The following is a 21,651-nucleotide window of genomic DNA, read 5'->3' as shown; positions in this document are numbered from 1 at the left end:
CTGCATGTCTATGGGCCGACCGAATGCACCACCTTCGCAACAGCCCATCCGGTGCAGGAGGTGCCGGGCACTGCCGTCACCGTTCCCATCGGCTCTCCGATCGCGAACACGGTTGCCCACATCCTCGATCCGGACGGCCAGCCCGTCCCCGCAGGCATCCCGGGGGAGCTGCATCTTGGCGGCGACGGTCTCGCTGACGGCTATCTCGACCAGCCCGAGCTGACCAACGAGCGCTTCATTCTGCATCCCGTCTTCGGGCGTCTCTATCGCACCGGTGACCTCTGCAGATGGAACCGCGCTCTCTCCGGAGGGGGCGCCATCGACTATCTCGGCCGCACCGATCACCAGATCAAACTCAGAGGCTTCCGTATCGAGCTCGGTGAGATCGAAGCAACACTCAGAGCGCATAAAAACGTCGAGGAAGCTGTCGCCCTTCTCGCGGGCGAGGGCGAGCATCGCCGCATCGTCGCCTATATCACAGGAGGAGCAGACGGCGCCACGCTCCGCCGCGATCTGCATGCCATGCTCCCGAGCTACATGGTTCCGTCGGAGATCATTGTTCTGGAGGCATTGCCCCTGACGGTGACGGGCAAGCTCGACCGGCGCGCCCTGCCGGAGCCGTCTGGTTCGGAGCAGGCCGCCTCGGGCGCCCCCGCAACACCGGGCGAGGAACTGCTCGCAGGGCTGTGGGCCTCCGTGCTGAAGCGTGACGTCATCGGCCGGGCCGACAGTTTCTTCGATCTCGGCGGGCATTCCCTGCTGGCAACCCAGCTGCTCTCCCGCATCCGCACCGCCTTCGGCACCAACATCGCCCTCCGCCTGCTGTTCGAGCATCCAACCCTCGCAGCACAGGCCGCCGCCATCGAGGCCGAGCGACGCGGCACGACAGCTGAGCGGCTGGCGCCGCCGATTGTCCCCCGCGAAGACAGGCACACCCTCCCCCTCTCCTTCGCGCAACAGCGCCTCTGGTTCCTCGCTCAGCTGGAGCCGGACAATCCTTTCTACAACACCCCGCTGGCACTGCGGTTGCGCGGGCATCTGGACAAGGAAGCGCTGCGCTTCGCCCTCAACAAACTGGTCGCCCGCCATGAGGTGTTGCGTACCGCCTTCCGCAATCGCGACGGTGAGGCGGTTCAGATCATCCTCGACCGGCTTGACGTTCCCTTGCGCGAGATCGACCTGACCGGGACACCCGCGACCGGACGGGAAGCCGCCATGCTGGCCGAGGCGGAACGGGCCGCGCGGGAGCCTTTCCCGGATCTTGGTGTCCCGCCACTGCTGCGTGCGGAGCTGGTTCTGCTGGCGCCGGAGGAGCATGTCCTGCTCCTCACCTTCCATCACATCGTCATCGACGGCTGGTCGCTCAACGTCCTGTCCGGTGAGCTGGCCCGCGCCTACGCGGCCCATCTGGACGGCACCGGCGACGGGCTGCCGCCGCTGCCGGTCCAGTATGCCGATTTCGCCGCCTGGCAGCGGGACTGGCTCACCGGCGATGTGCTGGAACAACAACTGGGCTACTGGCGGGATCAACTGGCCGACGCGCCGCCCATGCTCTCGTTGCCGACCGACCGGCCACGGCCGGCGGTGCAGAGCTTCCGGGGCGGCAGCCTGCGCTTCACCATCGAGGCCGAAACACGCGACAGCCTGAAACAGCTCGGCCGGGCGCATGACGCGACCCTGTTCATGACCCTGCTGGCTGGCTTCTCCGCGCTGCTGTACCGCTATAGCGGGCAGGACGATATCGTCGTCGGATCGCCGATCGCCAACCGCACCAACGCCCAGACCGAGGAGCTGGTCGGCTTCTTCGTCAATACGCTGGCGCTCAGGGTCAGACTGTCGGGGACAGCCGGCATACTCGCCCTGCTGGACCAGGTCCGGCAAATGGCGCTCGACGCCTATGCACACCAGGACCTACCGTTCGAACATCTGGTTGACGAGTTGCAGCCGGACCGCGATCTCAGCCGCAATCCGGTCTTCCAGGTCATGATGGCGTTGCAGAACATGCCGCTCGACCGGGAGGACGTGCGGGGGCTGACGCTCAGCTCCGTGCATGTGGACCGCCGCGCCGCCCTGTTCGATCTGGTTCTGGATTTCTGGGACATGGATGACGGGCTGGAGGGCGTCATCGAATATAACCGGGACCTGTTCGACCACGACACGGTCGCGCGCATGACCGGTCATTTCACGGTCTTGCTGCGCGCGATCGCTGCCGCGCCGGAGACGCCGGTCGACCTTCTGCCCCTGATGGAGCCGGATGAACGGGCTGCCGTTCTCGCATTGTCGAACGGACCGGATATCGTCCATCCGGTCGCGCAGAGCCTCGCCGAAGCCTTCGAGGCCCAGGTCGCGGCGACGCCGGAGCGCGTGGCGGCGGAAGCGCACGGGGTCAGCCTCGATTATGCCGAGTTGAACCGGCGCGCGAACAGGCTCGCCAGTCTCCTGATCGCACTGGATGTCGCGCCGGGGGATCCGGTCGCCGTCCTGGTGCCCCGCGGCCTCGATTATCTCGCGGGCATACTCGGCATCATCAAGGCGGGCGGCATGTTCCTGCCGCTCGACACGGCCTATCCGGGTGCACGGCTGCATCACATGCTGGAAGACAGCACCGCCGCCATCCTCGTGGCGGATGGCGACAGCCTTGCAGTATTCTCGGAGGAGGGGCTGCCGGAGACGGTCGGAGACGTCATTCTGTGCGGCGGCAATACGACGCTGGAGAACAGCCCGATCGGGGTCCGGGTGCATATGGCCAGCGCTCTCTCGGCGCAACCGGACGAGAACCCGCCCCCCACCAGCGGCCCCCGCGATCCGCTCTACCTGCTTTATACATCAGGCTCGACGGGCCGGCCGAAAGGCGCGCTTGTGCGCCATGAAGGCGCGCTCAACCATATCTTCGCCGAATTCCGGCTGCTCGATTTCGGTGCCGGCGGGGCCATCCTGCAAAGCGCGCCCGCATCCTCGGACATCTCGGTCTGGCAATGCCTCGGACCGCTTCTGGTCGGCGGGCGTGTCGTTTTCGCGGATTTCGAGACCGTCGCCTCGCCGCGCGCCCTGCTTTCCCTGATCCGCGAGAGCCGCGTCAGCCTGATCGAACTGGTGCCCGTGGTTCTCGAAAGCCTGATGAACGAAGCGGATGGCCTGCCCGGCGACCGCAGGGCATTGCCCGATCTCAAGCAGGCCATGGTTACCGGAGAATCCGTCTCCGTCGCCTTGGTGAACCGCTGGCTTTCGCTCTGGCCGGATATCCCGCTGATCAATGCCTATGGACCAACGGAAGCCGCCGACGATGTATGCCAGAGCGTGATCGACATGCCGCTGCCGGCCGACCAGGTGACGGTTCCGATCGGCATGCCCGTCGACAATATGTCCGTACAGATCCTCAGCCCGTCCCTTGCGCTCTTGCCCATCGGTGTGCCCGGAGAGATCTGTGTCAGCGGCATCGGCGTCGGGGACGGATACTGGCGCCGGCCGGAGCTGACCGCCGGGACGTTCGTCGACAATCCCCACGCGGGTGAAACCTTCGGCGGCACCCTCTATCGCACCGGCGATCTCGGGCGCTGGCGGCCGGACGGCACTCTCGACTATCTCGGCCGTATCGACGGACAGGTGAAAATCCGGGGCTTCCGGGTCGAGCTGGGCGAGATCGAAGCCGCCATCGGCCGCAATCCCCAGATCCGCGAGGTTCTGGTTCAGGACTTCGTGGATGCCTCGGACGAGCGACGCCTGGCTGCCTACATGCAGGTCCGGATGCCGGACGCCGAAGCGTCGGAGCTGGTTCAGGATCAGGTCGCGCTCTGGAAGGAGCTGCACGAGGCCAGCTATGCCGACGAATCCGCGGCAGAAGAAGATGCCACCTTCAACACCATCGGCTGGGACAGCACCTTCACCGGCGAGCCCCTGTCGGCCGAAGAAATGCGGGAATGCGTCGATAACGCGATCTCGCGCATCCTTGCACTGAAGCCCGAAAACCTACTGGAAATCGGCTGCGGCACCGGCCTGCTGCTCTACAGGCTGGTGCCGGAATGCGCGCACTATCTCGGCACGGACCTGTCTGCCGTCGCCATCGCGCAGCTTAAGGCACGGCAGAACCGGCTTCCCGTCGAGAGGCTGAGTGACGCCGAATTGCGGGCGCAAACCGCCGACGATTTTCAGGGGATCGCGCCGGGCAGTTTCGACACGCTCGTGCTGAATTCGGTGATCCAGTATTTCCCGACCCGCGATTACCTGCTTGCCGTGCTGCGCGAAGCCGTCGCGCGCTGCGCCGATGGCGGTGCGATCTTCGTCGGCGACGTGCGCAGCCTGCCTCTTCTGCGCGGCTATCACGGCGCCGTGCAATGCTTCAAGGCGGCGCCCGACGTGACCCGCGCCGAACTTGCCGGACGAATCGAGGACCAGCTCTCCCGCGAGCAGGAACTTGCCGTCGCGCCAATGTTCTTCGAAGTGCTTCGTCAGGTTCTGCCCCGTATCTCCGGGGTGGAGATCCGGCCGAAGCGCGGCACGGTCCACAATGAGATGACCTGCTTCCGATACGATGTCGTGATCCGGGTCGCCGGGCCGGACACTGTGCCGGATGACGGCGCACGGACGGATATCGACTGGGAGGATTGGCGGAAGGAGCGTCCGGCACTGGACGACATCCGGGACCGCCTGGAAAACGTCTCCGGAATCTGGGCCCTGCGCAACATTCCGAACGCACGGCTCGACGAGATGCGCGCCCTGCTTGGCTGGCTTGAGGAAGCCCCGTCGAATGCGAAGGTCGAGACGGCAAAGAGCAGAATGGCCGAGGCTGCCGGTCAGGGGCTCGATCCGGAACAGCTCTGGGGACTGCAGGACACCCTGCCGGTAGAGGTCGAGATCTTCTGGGAGCCGGAAAGCGATTGCGGCGAGCTGGCCGTGCTGTTCCGGCCAAAAGGTCACGCCGCGATCCCGGACCCTGCCGCCAGTCTCTTGCAGCGGGAAATCGTCGAAACCCCGCCGCATCCCGAAGATCTCTTTGCCGGGCTGACCAGCAATCCGCTGAGCGAGAGCTTCACCCGTCACCTGCTGCCGCGCCTGCGCCAGGATCTGAAGGGCCGTTTGCCGGAGCACATGATCCCGTCGAGCTTCGTGGTGATGGATCGCTTCCCGCTTCTGCCGAACGGCAAGATCGACCGGCGGGCTTTGCCGGCACCGCGCATCCTCGCCCCGCTTTCCGGCAACGGCTCGGCGCCCGCAACGCCGACGGAGACAACGGTGCAGCAGATCTGGGCCGAGGTGCTCGGGATCGCGCCTCCGGGTACCGACGAGAATTTCTTCGAGCTTGGCGGCCACAGCCTGAAGGCAACCCAGGTGCTGAGCCGCCTGCAGGACCGGCTGCGCAAGGAATTGACCCTGCGGGATATCTTCAACAACCCGACAATTGCCGCCCAGGCGGAACTCCTCGACCGGCAGGAGAACAGTGCCCTGGAGCCGATCCAGAGGCTTGCCGATGCCGAGGATTATCCTGTGTCCTACGCGCAGCAGCGTCTCTGGTTCCTCGCGCAGATGGATGGGGGCGAGGCCTATCACATGGCCAACAGCCTGCGGGTACGCGGGTTGCTGGAGACGGAAAGCCTGCGGCATGCCCTCGGGGCCATGATCGCCCGTCATGAAAGCCTCAGGACCAGCTTCCTGGAGCGGGACGGCACATTGCGCCAGCGGGTCGGGGAACCGGGCGCCGTTCCGCTTGAGCTGATCGACCTCAGCCGGGAGGCGGACCCGCTCGCCGCCGCAAGACAGCATGCCCTTGAGGATGCGCGACGGGGTTTCGATCTCAGCCGGGCGCCACTGATCCGCCTGCATCTGCTGCGGCTCGGCGCGGACGATCATGTCCTGCTGTTCAACATGCATCACATCATCTCCGACGGCTGGAGCATGGACGTGCTGGTGCGCGAAATCATGGTGCTCTATAGGGCCGCGCTGGAGAATGGCGATGCCAACCTGCCGCCGCTCGCCATCCAGCATCGCGACTATGTCGCTTGGCAGTCCCAACGCCTGACGGAGCGGGCGGGTGCCCACCGCGCATTCTGGCAGAAACAGCTCGGCGACCTGCCGCCGCCGCTGGAGCTGCCCTGCGATTTCCCGCGTCCGCCGGTCAAAACCTATAACGGGGGACGGCTGCGGCGGACCCTGGATGCGGGCATGCTGGACAGTCTCAACACACTCGCCCAGGCCCACGGGACGAGCCTCTTCATGGTGCTGACGGCGCTGGTAAAAGTCTTCCTGCACCGGATCAGCGGGGCGGAGGATATCAGCCTCGGCGTTCCCTCAGCCGGGCGCGGGCATATGGATCTGGAAGGCCAGATCGGCTTCTTCGTCAACACGCTGGTTCTGCGCGACAGTGTCAGCGGGACAGACAATTTTGCGGACCTGCTCAACCGGGTGCGCCGGACATCGATAGAGGCCTATGCGCACGAGGATTATCCGTTCGACGAGATTGTCCGAGACCTGAACGTGCCGCGCGATCCCAGCCGTAACCCGCTGTTCGATGTGATGGTCGTCTTCCAGAACACGGAGAATGTCGCCCTTAATCTTCCCGGCCTGGAAATCACATCGCTCGCGCTGGATTACGGCACGAGCCAGTTCGATCAGCTCTGGAGTTTTGCCGAGACGGCAACCGGTCTGCAACTGGAGCTGCGCTTCAACCGTGATCTGTTCGAGGAAGCCAGTATCAGGCGCCAGATGGACTGCTGGACGGTTCTCGCCGAGAGCGCGGTCGATGCCCCGCAAGAGACAATCGGACGCCTTCCGCTTCTTTCTCCGGAGGACCGCACTGCGCTACTGTCCCGGAACAGTCCGTTCGCGCAAACCACGTCGGCACATGCCGGCCTTGCGGACTGGTTCGAGGCACAGGCGGCCAGAACCCCGGATGCGGTTGCGGTCAGCGACGGCGGGGAGCATCTGAACTATGCGGAGCTGAACGCCCGGGCCAATCGGCTCGCCCACCGCCTGCGCGGGTTAACCGAAACCCCGGAGGGCGAAGACGCGCCGCTGATCGGGCTCTGCCTGCCGCGCTCGGCCGAGTTGATCGTCGCCATGCTGGCGATCCTGAAGGCAGGCGGCGCCTATCTGCCTCTCGATCCCAACGCACCAGCATCCCGTCTCTCCTTCATCCTGCGGGACGCGCAGGCCCCTGTCCTGATCACGCTCAAGGAGTTCTCCGCACTCGCCGGAGAGGGAGACTGTGCGCTGTGTCTGCTGGATGACACTGAGACATCGGACGTGGGTGACGGCAGTAACCCTGCCCGCCAGCAACACCCGGACCGCGCGGCATATGTGATCTACACCTCCGGCAGTACCGGAGAGCCGAAAGGCACGGTGATCACCCACGCCAATACGATGCGTCTGTTCACCGCGACGGATGACTGGTTCGGTTTCGGGCCGACGGATGTCTGGACCCTGTTCCATTCCTTCGCCTTCGACTTCTCCGTCTGGGAGACATGGGGGGCACTGCTGCATGGCGGACGGCTGGTCATCGTGCCCTACGATGTCAGCCGCGCGCCGGACCGGTTCCTCGATCTGCTGCATCGCGAACAGGTCACGGTGCTGAACCAGACTCCCTCGGCCTTCCGCCAGTTATTGCAAGCCGATCCGGAGCAGGCCACCCCGCTTGCCCTCAGATACGTGATCTTCGGCGGCGAAGCCCTCGATCCGACAATGCTGCGGAGCTGGTTCGAGCATCGTGGCGACCGCCAGCCGCAACTCGTGAACATGTACGGCATTACCGAAACGACCGTTCACGTGACCTATCGGCCGCTTTCCGCCAGTGACGCGGAAAGACCGGCCAGCCTGATCGGCGTGCCGATCCCCGACTTGCAGCTCTATGTCCTGGACGCGGTTCTGGAGCCCGTGCCAGACGGCGTTCCGGGCGAGCTGTTCGTCGGCGGGCCGGGTCTCGCCGCCGGTTATCTCGGGCGGCCAGAACTGACAGCCGAACGTTTCATCCAGAGCCCCTTCCGGCCGGGTGAACGGCTCTACCGCACGGGCGACAAGGTGCGGCGACGCAGTGATGGCGAGCTTGAATATCTGGGCCGTCTCGACAGCCAGGTGAAGCTGCGCGGCTTCCGCATTGAGCTTGGCGAGATCTCGGCGGCCTTGAGCCAGCATCCGGAAGTCCGCGAGGCAGCCGTCACCCTGCATGAGCGGGCCGGCGATAAATCCCTGACCGGCTATTACATACCCGGCGATGGCGATCCCACGGCGGATAGCCTGCGTCAGCATCTGCAGGCGCGGCTTCCCGCCTACATGATCCCGGCCCGCTTCATCCCGCTGGAACGGCTGCCGCTGACCATCAACGGCAAGCTCGATCACCGTGCCCTGCCCAGCCCGGAAACAGTTGCCGGGGCGGCGGAGGACACGGGACGCGCGCCCCGAACGGAACGCGAGAGCCAGATCCTCGCCCTCTGGCGGGAGCTGCTGGGGCACCCGGGTCTCGGCCTTGAGCAGAACGTCTTCGAGCATGGCGCGCATTCCGTGCTCGCCGTGCGGGCCCGCGCCCGGATCCAGGATCTGGTCGGGCGGGACATCAGCATCGTTCTGCTGTTCCAGCATCCGACACCGGCAGCCCTGGCGGCCGCACTGGACGCTTCGAGCGGGGATGCCGCATCCGGCGAAGCTGCGAAGCGGGCGGCGAAGCGGCGCGGTGCCACACGCGGACGCGGCAAAACCAGAACGCGCGAAAAACAGAAGCAGCATGGAGGCCGGGCCCAATGACCACTTCCCCGCTGACCACTCCCCCAGAGGCCGGGCAGAACGCCGACACCGACCGGGACCTGATTGCCATCGTCGGCATGGCGGGCCGGTTCCCGAAGGCGGACGGGGTGGATGCTCTCTGGCGTCTCCTGCGGGAGGGGAACGAAGGTCTGACCCGCTTCGAGCCCGATGCCCTGCGCGCCGCCGGCGTTCCCGAAGCGCTTTTTCGCGAGGCGAGCTATGTGCCCGTGAACGGCGCCCTCGACGGGATCGAGATGTTCGATGCCAACTTCTTCCAGATGCCGCCGAGTGAGGCCCGGATCACCGATCCGCAACACCGGGTCATGCTGGAGCTGGCGTGGAACGCGCTGGAGCATAGCGGCCACGATCCGGAACGCGTCGAGGGGACGGTCGGCGTCTATGTCGGCTGCGGGCCCAGCAGCTATCTGCTCAACAATCTCTATCCCAACCGGGCCAGTCTGGCCGGAGCCGGGGAACTGCCGGTCCAGATCGGCAACAACAAGGATTATCTGGCGACCCGGATCTCCTACAAGCTGAACCTCACCGGTCCGAGCGCCTGCATCACCACCGCCTGTTCCACATCGCTCGTCGCCGTGCATTTCGCCGCCCAGGCCCTGCTGGACTATCAGTGCGACATGGCGCTGGCGGGCGGGGCGTCGATCCAGGTGCCGCAGGATACGGGTTATCTGCATCAGGCAGGCGGCATCCTCTCGCCCGACGGTCATTGCCGCGCCTTCGACGCCGAAGCCAGGGGCACCGTTGGCGGCAATGGTGCCGCCATCGTGGTCCTGAAGCGCCTTGCCGACGCGGAGGCGGACGGCGATCGTATCCATGCCGTCATCCGGGGCTCGGCGGTCAATAACGACGGTGCCGACAAGGCCGGCTACACCGCCCCCAGCGTCACCGGTCAGGCCCGCGTGATCGCCGAAGCCCTTGAAGTCGGCGAAACCGATCCTGCCAGCATCGGCTATATCGAAGCCCACGGCACCGGCACCCCGCTTGGCGATCCCATCGAGATCGCGGCTCTTGCACAGGTGTTTGGACCCGATGGCGTGGGCCGTCATATCGGATCGGTGAAAACCAATCTGGGACATCTTGACGAAGCGGCCGGGATAACCGGGCTCATCAAGACGGTGCTCGCCCTCGGCCAACGGGAGATCCCGCCGAGCCTGCATTTCGAACACCCAAACCCGGAGATCGACTTCGCCGCCAGTGGCCTTTCCGTGAACGCGGACCTCCTGCCCTGGCCGGAGGCAGCGGACGGCACCCCGCGGCGCGCGGGCGTGAGCTCTTTCGGTATCGGCGGCACCAACGCGCATGTCGTGCTTGAGGAAGCCCCGCACAGACACACAGCGCCGGACCAGCGCCCGTTTCAACTCCTGCCAGTCAGTGCGCGCAGCGAAGCAGCCCTCACCGGACGCAGCCAAGCACTCGCGACATGGTTAGGGGAGCATCCTGAAGAGTCCCTGAGCGATACAGCCTTCACCCTGCAATGCGGAAGGCGCGCCTTCCGTCACCGCGCCGCGATCGTTGCCGGGAACGTTTCGGAAGCGCGCGACGCGCTGCTGAGTGTCTCGGCCATATCCGCATCACCGGAAGGGCCACCGCCCGTCATCTTCCTGTGCAGCGGTCAAGGCAGCCAGTATCCGGGCATGGCCCGCGCGCTCTATGAACGCGAGCCGGTCTTCCGCGCGGCGCTGGACGATTGTGCCGCCCGTTTGCAGCCGCATATCGGCCAGGACCTTCTTGCCCTGCTCTATCCCGGTGCGGCGATGGACGAAGAAGCGGCCGGAGAGCGCCTGCGCCAGACCGCCTTGGCGCAACCTGCCCTGTTTGCGATCGAATATGCGATGGCCGCACTCTGGCGCCATTGGGGCATCCGGCCGGCGGCGCTGATCGGCCACAGTCTGGGCGAATATGTCGCCGCCTGCCTCTCCGGTGTGATGGATCTGGATACCGCTCTGGCCCTTGTCGCCGCGCGTGGCCGCCTGATGCAATCCGCACCTGCCGGGGCGATGCTGGCCGTGGCAATGCCGCCGCAGGATCTGGAGATTTTTCTCGCCGATGGCCTGGACCTCGCTGCCATCAATGCCTCGGACCGCTGCGTTGTCAGCGGCGCCAGCACCGCGATCGAGGCACTGGCCGAACGGCTGGAGGCGGAAGGGCATCAGGCGCAAAGGCTCAATGTGTCCCACGCCTTCGATTCCGCACTCATGGACCCGGTGCTTGAAGCGTTCGGGAAGGAGGTCCGCCGCCACCCCCTGAATGATCCCGAAATCCCCTATGTCTCGAACGTGACCGGGAGCTGGATCGGTGCGGAGGAAGCGCGCGATCCCGCCATGTATGTGCGCCATCTGCGCGCGCCGGTCGCCTTCCGGGACGGCATCGACTGCGTGCTGCGAGACTATCCGGACGCCATCTTCCTCGAAATCGGCCCCGGACAGGCCCTGACGGCCATGGTGCGCCGGATCGCCGGGCCGAAAACCCATGCGCTGGCCTCCCTGCCACCCGCCGGGAGTGCGACAGACGATCACAAGATGCTGCTCACCAGTCTCGGCTCGCTTTGGCAGCAAGGAGGGGACGTCGAGTGGGAGGCATTCGCCGAGCCGGATCGCGGTCGGGTGCCCCTGCCGGGCTATCCGTTCGAACGCGCCCGCCACTGGGTGGATGCAATCCCCACCGGCACCGTGCCCGCGCCCGACATTGGCAAGCGCGACGATGTCGCCAAATGGTTCTATAGGCCGACCTGGAAACGCCTGCCCTGGAATGACGACGATCAAGCGCCCGCAACGGAGAACAGGCGCCCGTGGCTTCTGGTCGGGGACGCGGACGGGATTGGCGGCGATCTGGCCGACCGCCTGCGGGCACGCGGCGAGCGTGTCGTCATTGCGCGCGCCGGTCCCGGTTTCTTCAGCCTCACCGCCGACACTTTCATGGTGCGTCCCGGAGCCTGGCAGGATTTCGGCACCTTGCTGGACACCCTTGCCGGCGTCGGCATCACACCCGGCCGCATTGTGCATCTCTGGTCGCTCCGCGCGGACATGCCGGATCGCGACACTCTTGTCTTTCAAAGCCTGATCGCCACCGCCCAAGCCCTTGCGGAGCGCCGGGCCGATGAGCCGGCGGAGATCACTCTGGTCTGCCGTGGTGTCGAGGAGGTGAATGGCGAAGAAGACCTAACCCCGCATGCCGCTGCCGCGATGGGGCCGGTACTGGTCATTCCCCAGGAACTCCCGCACATCTCCTGCCGGAGCATCGATATCGTCGTTCCGGACGGTGAAGGCACCACGCGGAACACTTGCCTCGACACACTGGTTCGAGAGCTGGCCGCCCCCGATACCGCCCGGCGCGTCGCCTTGCGGGGCCGTTACCGCTGGGGCCAGCTTTTCGAGCCTGCGCCCGCGACCCTGCCCGGTGAGGGACTGCCGAAACGGTTGCGGCACAAGGGCGTCTATCTGATCACCGGCGGTCTTGGCCGGATCGGCATGCTGCTGGCGGAATATCTCGCCGAACGCGTCGAGGCACGGCTCGTGCTGATCGGACGATCGGCTCCGACGGACATGCAATCCGGGCGCATTGCCGCCATCGAACGGAGTGGGGGCCGGGTGCTCGCGATCCGCGCCGATACAGGCAATCCGGACGACATGATCCGCGCCAGAACCCTCGCCGAAGAGATGTTTGGCCGGATCGACGGGGTGATCCATGCAGCGGTCCAGCCCGCTTCGGAAACCTATCGCGAAATCCGCACACTCACGCCGGCCGACCGTGCGGCGGCGTTCCATGCCAAGGCCGGCGGCCTCAGCGCGCTCGAGCAGGTTTTCGCCGAGGTGCCGCCCGACTTCTTCATGCTCTTCTCCTCATTGTCGGCCGTGCTCGGCGGGCTCGGTTTCGCTGCCTATGCAGGCGCCAACAGCGTGCTCGACGCCACGGCCAGGGAACGGCAACGGACGAGCAAAGCCACATGGATCAGCGTGAATTGGGACGGCTGGGATTTCGAGGCAGCCCCCACCGGTCAATCCGCCTTCGAAAGCCGCTTGCGCAGTGAGTCCATCACGCCGGAGGAGGGCCGGGCAGCCTTCGAATTTCTGTTCAACGGATGTTTCTCCGGTCAGGTCGCCGTCTCCACCACCGATCTCGCGGACCGTCAGGCACGCGGACATCAATCACCTCTGCCTGAAACCGGAAAGCACACCGGCAGCATGGACGAGCATGCGGATAGCGGGCCGGAGACAGCAATGGCGGCGCTCTGGTGCGCGGCCCTCGGGCTCGAACAGGTCGGCCCGCATGACGATTTCTTTGCCCTGAACGGGGATTCCCTGCTCGGCACCCGCCTGATCGCGCAGATCAACCGCCACTTCAACAGCCGTCTCGAAGTGCGCGCCCTGTTCGAGCACCCGACCGTGGCCGGTCTTACGGCCCGGCTTATGGCAGATGGCACCATAGAGGCAGGCAATGACGCGGACGGAGACCGGAGCACGAACATCATCCTGCCCGCGGATCCCGCCCCGGATTACCCGCTGACGCACGGCCAGAAACGGTTGTGGATCCTGTCGCAATCCGAGGATGCCTCGGTCGCCTACAACATGGCCTACAATATGCGCCTGCGCGGCCCGCTTGATGCCGAAGCGTTGCGTGCGGCTTTCGCGTATATCCTCGGCCGCCACGAAAGCCTGCGCACCGCCTTCGTGATGCGTGAAGGCATACCCCGTCAGGAAATCCGGGACGGCCTGCCTTTCATGCTCCCGGTCAGGGATATCTCGAAAGCGGAGGATCCCGTCGCCGAAGCGCGCGCGGCGGCCCGCACGGAAGCCCGGCGGCCTTTCGATCTGACCCAGCCGCCGCTTCTTCGTGCCGAGCTGCTGTCCCTTTCCGCGGACGATCACGTGCTGCTGATCAGCCTGCATCATATCGTCTGCGACGGTCTGAGCCTGAATGTCCTGATGCGCGAGCTGCACGAGGCCTACAGCGCCTTCCGTGACGGCAGCGCGCCCGCGCACCCGCCCCTGAAGCTGCAATACCGGGACTTCGCGGTCTGGCAGACCAGCGGTGTGGAAAGCGCGGCCATGGCATCTCATCGCGCCTATTGGCTGGACAGGCTTCAGGGCGAACGCCCCTCTCTCGGACTCGCCAGAGACTATACGAAAGGCCAGGAACACGGCTTCAGCGGCGGCCAGATCTTCGTGACGCTGGAGCGGGCCGAACGCGATCTGTTGCTCGATCTGTGCCGCGATCAGAAGATCACCCTGTTCACGCTGTTGACCGCAGCCTTCAAGGTCCTGCTGCATCAGGCGAGCGGTCAGGACGACATTATTGTCGGCACCCCGGTGGCCGGTCGCGAACAGGCGGAGCTTGAAGGCCAGATCGGGCTTTACCTCAACAATCTGGTTCTGCGCGATCACATCACCCGGCGCGAAAGTTTCAAGGATCTGCTGCGGCGCGTCCGTACGACCGTGACCGAGGCCTTCGCGCATCAATCCTATCCGTTCGACCGGCTGGTCGAGGATCTGGCAGTTCCGGGTGAAAAGCAGACACCGCTTTTCGAGATCATGCTCAATCTGATGCCAAGCCAGGATCTCGACCTGCGGCTCGGCGATCTGACGCTGGAGGGCTTCCTCCTCGAAAATGAAAGCGCCCTCTTCGATCTGAACGTCATGATGAACGACGCCTCCACCGGTCTCGCCATGGAGTTTGCCTACAACTGTGAACGGTATGAGGAAGCGCAGATCCGGGCATTGGCCGAGAATTACCTGATCCTGCTCAGAAGCGTTGCCGCGAACCCGGAACAGAATGTCCGCGCCCTCTGCGCCCGCCTCGGAAGAGAGACCGGAGGATCGGAAACAGAGAAGGCCGACTTCCTCTCCAGCGCCCTCAATCTCGACGAGGTGTTCTAGCCATGTGCGGTTTCGTCGGATGCCATAACCCTGATGCGCCCGCCCCGTTCGACATGGCCCTGTTGCGGCGCATGACCGACACACTGGCGCACCGGGGGCCGGACAAGGAGACATTCTCCTGCGCTCCCGGTCTGGCGCTCGGGTTTCGCCGTCTTGCGATCATAGATCTGGATGGCGGGGACCAACCGATCCGCAATGAAGACGATGCAATCACTCTCGTCTGTAACGGGGAGATCTACAATCACCGGGAGCTGCGCGACGATCTCATCCGCCGGGGGCACTGCTTCCGGGCGCAGGTCGACGTGGAGGTGCTGGTCCATCTTTACGAGGAATACGGCCCCTCCTTCGTGGAACGGCTGAACGGCCAGTTCGCCTTCGCACTCCATGACCGGGCACGGGACCGGCTTCTGCTGGGACGGGACCAGGCGGGCATCGCGCCGCTTTTCTATGTCTATCGCGACGGCGTGCTGCTGTTCGCCTCCGAGATCAAGGCGCTGCTGGAACACCCGATGGTCAGCCGCCGGGTCGACATGACCGGGCTGGATCAGGTGCTGACCTTCCCCGGCCCGGTCAGCCCGAACAGCCTGTTCGCCGACGTGCGCAGCCTGCCGCCGGGACATCTGCTCACGCTGGAAGAAGGCAGGCTCACCGTTACGCCGTACTGGGATCTCGACTATCCGCTGGCAAAGGATCTGGACCCGGCGGCTGAGCCGGATTACCAGGATCTGGAAGACCGGCTGCGCACCTCCGTTGCCCGCCGTCTGCAGGCCGACGTGGATGTCGGTTTCTATCTGAGTGGCGGCCTCGATTCCGCGCTGATCGCCAGCCTGATCAGCGAACATGACGACGCTCATTACCTGAACCGCGCCCGGCACGCTTTCTCGATCGGCTTCACCGACAAGCTGATCGACGAGCGGGCCATGCAGGACCTGATGGCCCGCCAGGTCGGCGCCCGCCATCACACCGAGATCTTCGACAGCGACGCGATCCAGAGCCGCCTGCGTCAGGCGGTCTGGCATGCCGAGGCGCCGCTCAAGGAAACCTACAACACCTGCTCGCTCGCCCTCTCGGGCCTGGTCCGCAGCAATGCCCTCAAGGTGGTTCTGACCGGAGAGGGCGCGGACGAGCTGTTCGGCGGCTATGTCGGCTATCGCCTCGACCAGCAACGTCATGGCGCGGCGGATGATTTCAGTCTGGAAGCCCAGCTCAACCGGGAGACCCAGGAACGCCTCTGGGGCGATCCCGGCTTTTTCTATGAGCGCGATTATGGCGCATTTACCGAGACCAAGGCTGCTTTCTACGCACCGGATGTCGCCGCCGGTCTGGCCTCTTTTGACTGCTGCCGGAACGCCCCCCTCGACAGCGCCAGGATGAAAGGCCGGCATCCGTTGCACCAGCGTTCCTATGCGGATTTCAAACTCCGCCTGGCCGATCATCTGCTGTCCGATCACGGCGACCGGGTCGCCTACGCCCATTCGGTCGAGGCCCGCTATCCGTTCCTCGATCCTGACGTCATCGAGTGGGTCCGGACCGCACCGCCGGACTGCCTCGTGCGTGACATGACAGAGAAATATCCGTTGCGCCGCCTCGCCGCGCATCGTCTGCCGCCAGAAATCACCAGACGCGAGAAATTCGGTTTCGTCGCGCCTTCAAGCGCCTCCCTGCTGCAGGAGGGCGTCGCCTGGGTCGAAGACCTGCTGAGCCATGACCGGATCAGGCGCGCCGGTTATTTCAATGCCGACACGGTGGAGCGCCTGAAAACCCGCTACCGGCACCCCGGCTTCCGGCTGAACACCACGTTCGAGCCCGATCTGCTGATGATCGTCCTCTCCTTCGAAATCTTCCGGGAGTGTTTCGATGTCCCCCCTCTGTGAGCCATCAAGGACCGCATTCATGAACAAACTCATTCCGCACAGCGTTTTCGAGCATGTCGCCGCACAGAACGGCCCCCGGACCGCCATCGAGGAGCCCGGCCGCACGATCACCTATCAGGCATTGAATGAGGCCGCCAACCGGGTGGCGCACGGGCTGGCGAAACATGGTTTGCGAACGGGCGATGTCGTCGCCCTGCATCTGCCCGCCGGGGTGGATTACGTGATCGCCCTGCTCGCCACGGCCAAGGCGGGCGGTATCTTCCTGCCGCTGGATCTCGCGGCACCGCCCCAGCGTCAGGCGCATATCCTTGCTGTTGCCAACCCTGCCCTCGTGATCTCCGGCAAGACGCCGGAACTCGCGACCGGCGCCCCGATAAAACGCCTCGCGGACCTGTCGCTGGACCGGACGGAAAATCCGGACATCACGACCGGTGGCGACGATGCCAGCTATATCGTCTTCACCTCGGGCTCGACCGGAACGCCGAAAGCGATCCTCGGCAGCCAGAAGGGGCTGAGCCATTTCCTGCATTGGGAAATCGGCGAATTCGGCCTCGGCACGGAAACCCGGATCAGCCAGCTCGCGCCCGCCACCTTCGATGTCAGCCTGCGCGATATCCTGACGCCCCTGCTGGCGGGCGGAACGCTCTGCATTCCGCCGGAGGAGGCGCGCGGCAGCAGCCGGCATCTGCTGTCCTGGCTTGAAGACGCCCGGATCACGCTGACACATTGCGTGCCGTCCCTGTTCCGCGAACTCATGACAGAGCTTGAAACTGGCGCCACACCCAAATCGCGGCTGCCGTGCCTGAACGATCTTCTGCTGGCAGGCGAGCCGCTCTATGGCGCCGACATCCAGCGCTGGCGAGCTCTCATGGGAGACCGTGTCCGCCTCACCAATCTCTACGGCCCGTCCGAGACCACACTCGCCAAGGCGTTTCACCGGATCGGAGATACGCCGGCCGAGCCGGGACGCATGGTGCCCGTCGGCAAGCCTCTGCCCAACAGCGCCCTGCTGGTGATCAAGGATGGTGAGCTTTGCGATCCGGGAGAGATCGGCGAGGTCTTCATCAAGACGCCGTTCATGAGCAAGGGGTATCTCGGCGCGCCGGACCTCATGGCCGGGGTTTTCGTGCAGAACCCCCTGACCCCGGACACACCGGATATCGTCTATCGCAGCGGCGATATCGGCCGCTATCTGGGCGACCATACGGTCGAGCTGCTGGGCCGGAAGGACGATCAGGTCAAGATCAACGGCATCCGGATCGAGCTTGCCGAAGTCGAGGCCGCGATCCGGCATCATCCGGCCATCACGGCCGCGATCGTCATCGCGCACCGTTCGGCGGCACGGGAGCCGAGCCTCACCGCCTATTACATTTCCGGCACGCCCCTCACCGGCACCGAGATCCGCCAACATCTCGGCGACTGGCTGCCGCCAGGCATGCAGCCCGCCCATTTTGTCGCGATGGATCAGTTCCCGCTGAACCTGCATGGAAAGGTCGACCGCCGCGCCCTGCCGCCCCCCGTCGACCTGCTCTATCTCGACGCCCCCTATGTCGCCCCATCGACCAAAATCGAAAGCAGCCTCGGCGCGCTCTGGGGGGAGGTGCTGGAGCTTCCGAAGGTCGGCGTCACGCACAGCTTTGTCGATCTCGGCGGCGACTCCCTGAAAGCGATCCGCGTTCTGTCCCGCGTCTATCAGACCTTCGGGGTCGAGACGAAACTGCAGGAACTGTTCCCGGGCGGCACAGTGCGCGGCCTTGCCCGGACGCTGACCGCACGCGGCGCCGGAAACAACCCGGTGGCCGAGCCGGAACTGGTAACGGCCGGCATCCAGGAAGACCGGTCGCAACAACAAAGCGGCAAAGCGGGAGCCCGGCCATGACCACGCTGGAATTCTATCCGGCGGATGATGTCGAGCCGGACACGAAGCAGTCCTATCCCGGCTCGTTCACGCAACAGCGCCTCTGGATTCTGTCCCAGATGGACCGCTCCATTGACGCCTATGTCATTACCCGCGCCCTCAGATTGCGCGGCCCTCTCGACCTGCCCGCCCTGACAGCCACCCTCGACGGCATCATGGCCCGGCACGAGATGCTGCGGACCCGCTTCGAGATGCATGACGGCGCGCTCCGGCAGATCGTCGAGCCGCACATATCCGCGCCTCTCACGCAGAGCGACGTCAGCGGAACGGCGGACCCGGAGGCTGCGTGCCGCGCCTTTCTCGAGGAAGAACTCGCCGCTCCCTTCGCTCTCTCCCGGGCGCCCCTATGGCGTGTCCGCCTGTGCAAGCTCGGCGACGGGGACTGGGTGCTCGCCCTGATCGTCCATCACATCATCGCGGATGCATGGTCGATGGAACTGCTGCAGCAGGAACTCGCGCTGCGCTACCAGGCCCATGTCTCGGGTGCGGAGCTGGCCCTGCCCGCGCCCCGCCGGAACTACGGTGACTATGCCGCATGGCAGCGCTCGCCCAATGCCTGTGAGGCGATGGAGGAAGCACGAAACTACTGGATGGAAAAACTGGCGGACCCGGAGCTGCTGGAGCTGCCCTCCGACATGCCCGGCCCGCGCCGCATGCTGGCGCCCGCTGCAACCCTCCGACACGCATTCGACCCGATCCAGGTTCAGGCCCTGAAAATGCTGGCCACGGACCGGAGCAGCTCCCTCTTCATGGCCTTGACCGCGTTGGTCAAGACGCTGCTCTACCGTTATTGCGGCCAGCGTGACATCACGGTCGGCACGCCCGTCGCCGGACGAGACTGGCCGGAGCTAGAAACAGTCGTCGGACTGTTCATGAATGTCGTCGCCCTGCGGGACAAGATAGATCCCGGCGATGGCTTCACCACCCTGCTCGATCAGGTGGCACGCACCGCCTACGAAGCCTTCGCCCATCAGAATTACTCGCTGGAACATCTGATCGACGATCTGGATCTGGAACGCGACGCCGCCCGGGCACCCCTGTTCGATGTTCTGATCGCCCTGCAAAACGTTCCGGCGGCAAGCTCCCGCGTCGCGGACCTGCAGATAGGCCCCTTCGAGGCAGGACCGGAAGCAGCGAAATACGACCTGATCTTCGAATTCGCCGAAGACGGCGACGGCCTGATCCTCAACCTGATCTACAGCACCGGCCTGTTCAGCACCGCGGCCATGACGCGTCTCTGCAGCCATCTCGAACGGCTATTGGAACGCCTGCTCTCGGCACCCGAAGCGCCTATCGGGACCCTGTCCCTGCTGACCCGCGCAGAACGGGCCGAGCTTGCAGGCTGGGCCGGGGGAGACTCAGCCTATCCGCGTGAGGCATCGCTGGCCGATCTCTTCGGAGAGATTGTTGCTGCATCACCCGATGCGCCCGCACTGCGCTTTGGTGAGACCACGCTGACCTATACGGAGCTTGATGACCGTGCTGGCAGGCTCGCGGCCTATATCGATGCGCACTACAAGCCCGAACCCGGTGCCGTCATCGGGCTGTGTCTCGAACGCGGCATTGATCTCGTTGTTGCCATGCTCGCCATCCTGAAGACAGGCGGCGCCTATCTGCCGCTGGACCCGGATCTGCCCGCCGAACGCCTCGGCTATATGATTGAGGAGGCAAAGGTCGGGCTGGTGCTCAGCCAGCGGGGGTTGGCGGAGGCGCTTCCGGAGGGAGGCTACGCACAGCTTCTGATCGACAATGACGCGGCAGAGATCGCCGCCTGCGATGCGTCCGTCCCCTCGGGGCGGAGCGATGGCGGCAGTCTGGCCTATGTCATGTACACCTCAGGCTCCACCGGGCGCCCCAAAGGCGTCATGGTGCCCCAGCGCGCGGTCACACGCCTTGTCCGCGACACAGACTATATCGAGATCAAACCCGGCGACCGTATCGCCCAGGCGGCAACGCCCGCCTTCGATGCCGCCACCTTCGAGATCTGGGGCGCGCTGCTCAATGGTGCCGCCATCGAGTTGCTTCACCGCGACGATGTGCTCGATCCGGATCGCTTCGCCGGGCTTCTGCGTGAACAACGCTTCAACATCATGTTCCTGACCACGGCGCTGTTCAATCGTCTGGCACAGATCGACCCTTCCCTCTTCGGTTCTCTCGATACGTTGCTCTTCGGTGGAGAGGCTGTCGATCCGCGCTGGGTCCGTGCCGTGCTCAAGGCCGGAGCGCCAAAGCGCCTGCTGCATGTCTATGGGCCGACCGAATGCACCACCTTCGCAACAGCCCATCCGGTGCAGGAGGTGCCGGGCACTGCCGTCACCGTTCCCATCGGCTCTCCGATCGCGAACACGGTTGCCCACATCCTCGATCCGGACGGCCAGCCCGTCCCCGCAGGCATCCCGGGGGAGCTGCATCTTGGCGGCGACGGGCTCGCTGACGGATATCTCGATCAGCCCGAGCTGACCAACCAGCGCTTCATTCTGCATCCCGTCTTCGGGCGCCTCTACAAGACAGGCGACCTCTGCAGATGGAACCAGCTCGGCGCCATCGACTATCTCGGACGCACGGATCACCAGATCAAACTCAGAGGCTTCCGTATCGAACTCGGCGAGATCGAAGCAACATTGCGCAACCACGCAAACGTCGAGGAAGCCGTCGCCCTTCTCGCGGGCGAGGGCGAGCATCGCCGCATCGTCGCCTATGTCACAGGGGAAGCAGACGCCGCCACGCTCCGCCGCGACCTGCATGCCGTGCTTCCGTCCTACATGGTTCCATCGGAGATCATTGTTCTGGAGGCATTGCCCCTGACGGTGACGGGCAAGCTCGACCGGCGCGCCCTGCCAGAGCCGTCTGGTTCGGAGCACACCGCCTCCGGCGCCCCCGCCACACCGGGTGAGGAACTGCTCGCAGGGCTGTGGGCCTCCGTGCTGAAGCGCGACGCCATCGGCCGGGCCGACAGTTTCTTCGATCTCGGCGGGCATTCCCTGCTGGCAACACAGCTGCTCTCCCGCATCCGCACCGCCTTCGGCACCAACATCGCCCTCCGCCTGCTGTTCGAGCACCCGACCCTCGCAGCACAGGCCGACGCCATCGAGGCAGAACGCCGCGGCACGACAGCTGAGCGGCTGGCACCGCCGATTGTCCCCCGCGAAGACAGGGACACACTCCCCCTCTCCTTCGCGCAGCAGAGACTCTGGTTCCTCGCTCAGCTCGAAGGCAGTGCAGCCCCCGATGGCGTTCAGTC

At 65.2% G+C, this 21,651-nt stretch carries 5 protein-coding genes; all 5 read left to right on the top strand.

Annotation, left to right across the window (positions count from 1 at the left end):
- Window positions 1–8,727, top strand: coding sequence for an amino acid adenylation domain-containing protein (locus AAC126_RS16055; protein WP_339855084.1), 8,727 nt, complete (start codon window positions 1–3; stop codon window positions 8,725–8,727).
- Window positions 8,724–14,618, top strand: coding sequence for a condensation domain-containing protein (locus tag AAC126_RS16050; RefSeq protein ID WP_339855083.1), 5,895 nt, complete (start codon window positions 8,724–8,726; stop codon window positions 14,616–14,618). The genes AAC126_RS16055 and AAC126_RS16050 overlap by 4 nt, the downstream gene beginning before the upstream one ends.
- A 2-nt stretch (window positions 14,619–14,620) precedes the next feature.
- Window positions 14,621–16,492, top strand: coding sequence for an asparagine synthase (glutamine-hydrolyzing) (asnB, locus tag AAC126_RS16045; protein WP_339855081.1), 1,872 nt, complete (start codon window positions 14,621–14,623; stop codon window positions 16,490–16,492).
- Between the two features lie 19 nt (window positions 16,493–16,511).
- Window positions 16,512–18,371 carry a non-ribosomal peptide synthetase gene (locus tag AAC126_RS16040; protein WP_339855079.1) on the top strand — a complete coding sequence of 620 codons (1,860 nt, stop codon included), beginning with the start codon at window positions 16,512–16,514 and terminating at the stop codon, window positions 18,369–18,371.
- Window positions 18,368–21,651: amino acid adenylation domain-containing protein (locus tag AAC126_RS16035; protein WP_339855077.1), on the top strand; the 3,284-nt coding region annotated here is incomplete at its 3' end. The genes AAC126_RS16040 and AAC126_RS16035, both read left to right, overlap by 4 nt.

The organism is uncultured Nisaea sp. (assembly GCF_963974195.1).
In the GTDB taxonomy this organism is placed as follows: domain Bacteria; phylum Pseudomonadota; class Alphaproteobacteria; order Thalassobaculales; family Thalassobaculaceae; genus Nisaea.
This window is presented reverse-complemented; position numbering and strand designations above follow the sequence as displayed.

What these genes read in the sequence shown, in the direction of transcription:
- AAC126_RS16050 (WP_339855083.1), top strand. Translation starts at nt 8,724, where the DNA reads ATGACCACTTCCCCGCTGACCACTCCCCCAGAGGCCGGGCAGAACGCC.
- AAC126_RS16040 (WP_339855079.1), top strand. Translation starts at nt 16,512, where the DNA reads ATGAACAAACTCATTCCGCACAGCGTTTTCGAGCATGTCGCCGCACAG.
- asnB (WP_339855081.1), top strand. Translation starts at nt 14,621, where the DNA reads ATGTGCGGTTTCGTCGGATGCCATAACCCTGATGCGCCCGCCCCGTTC.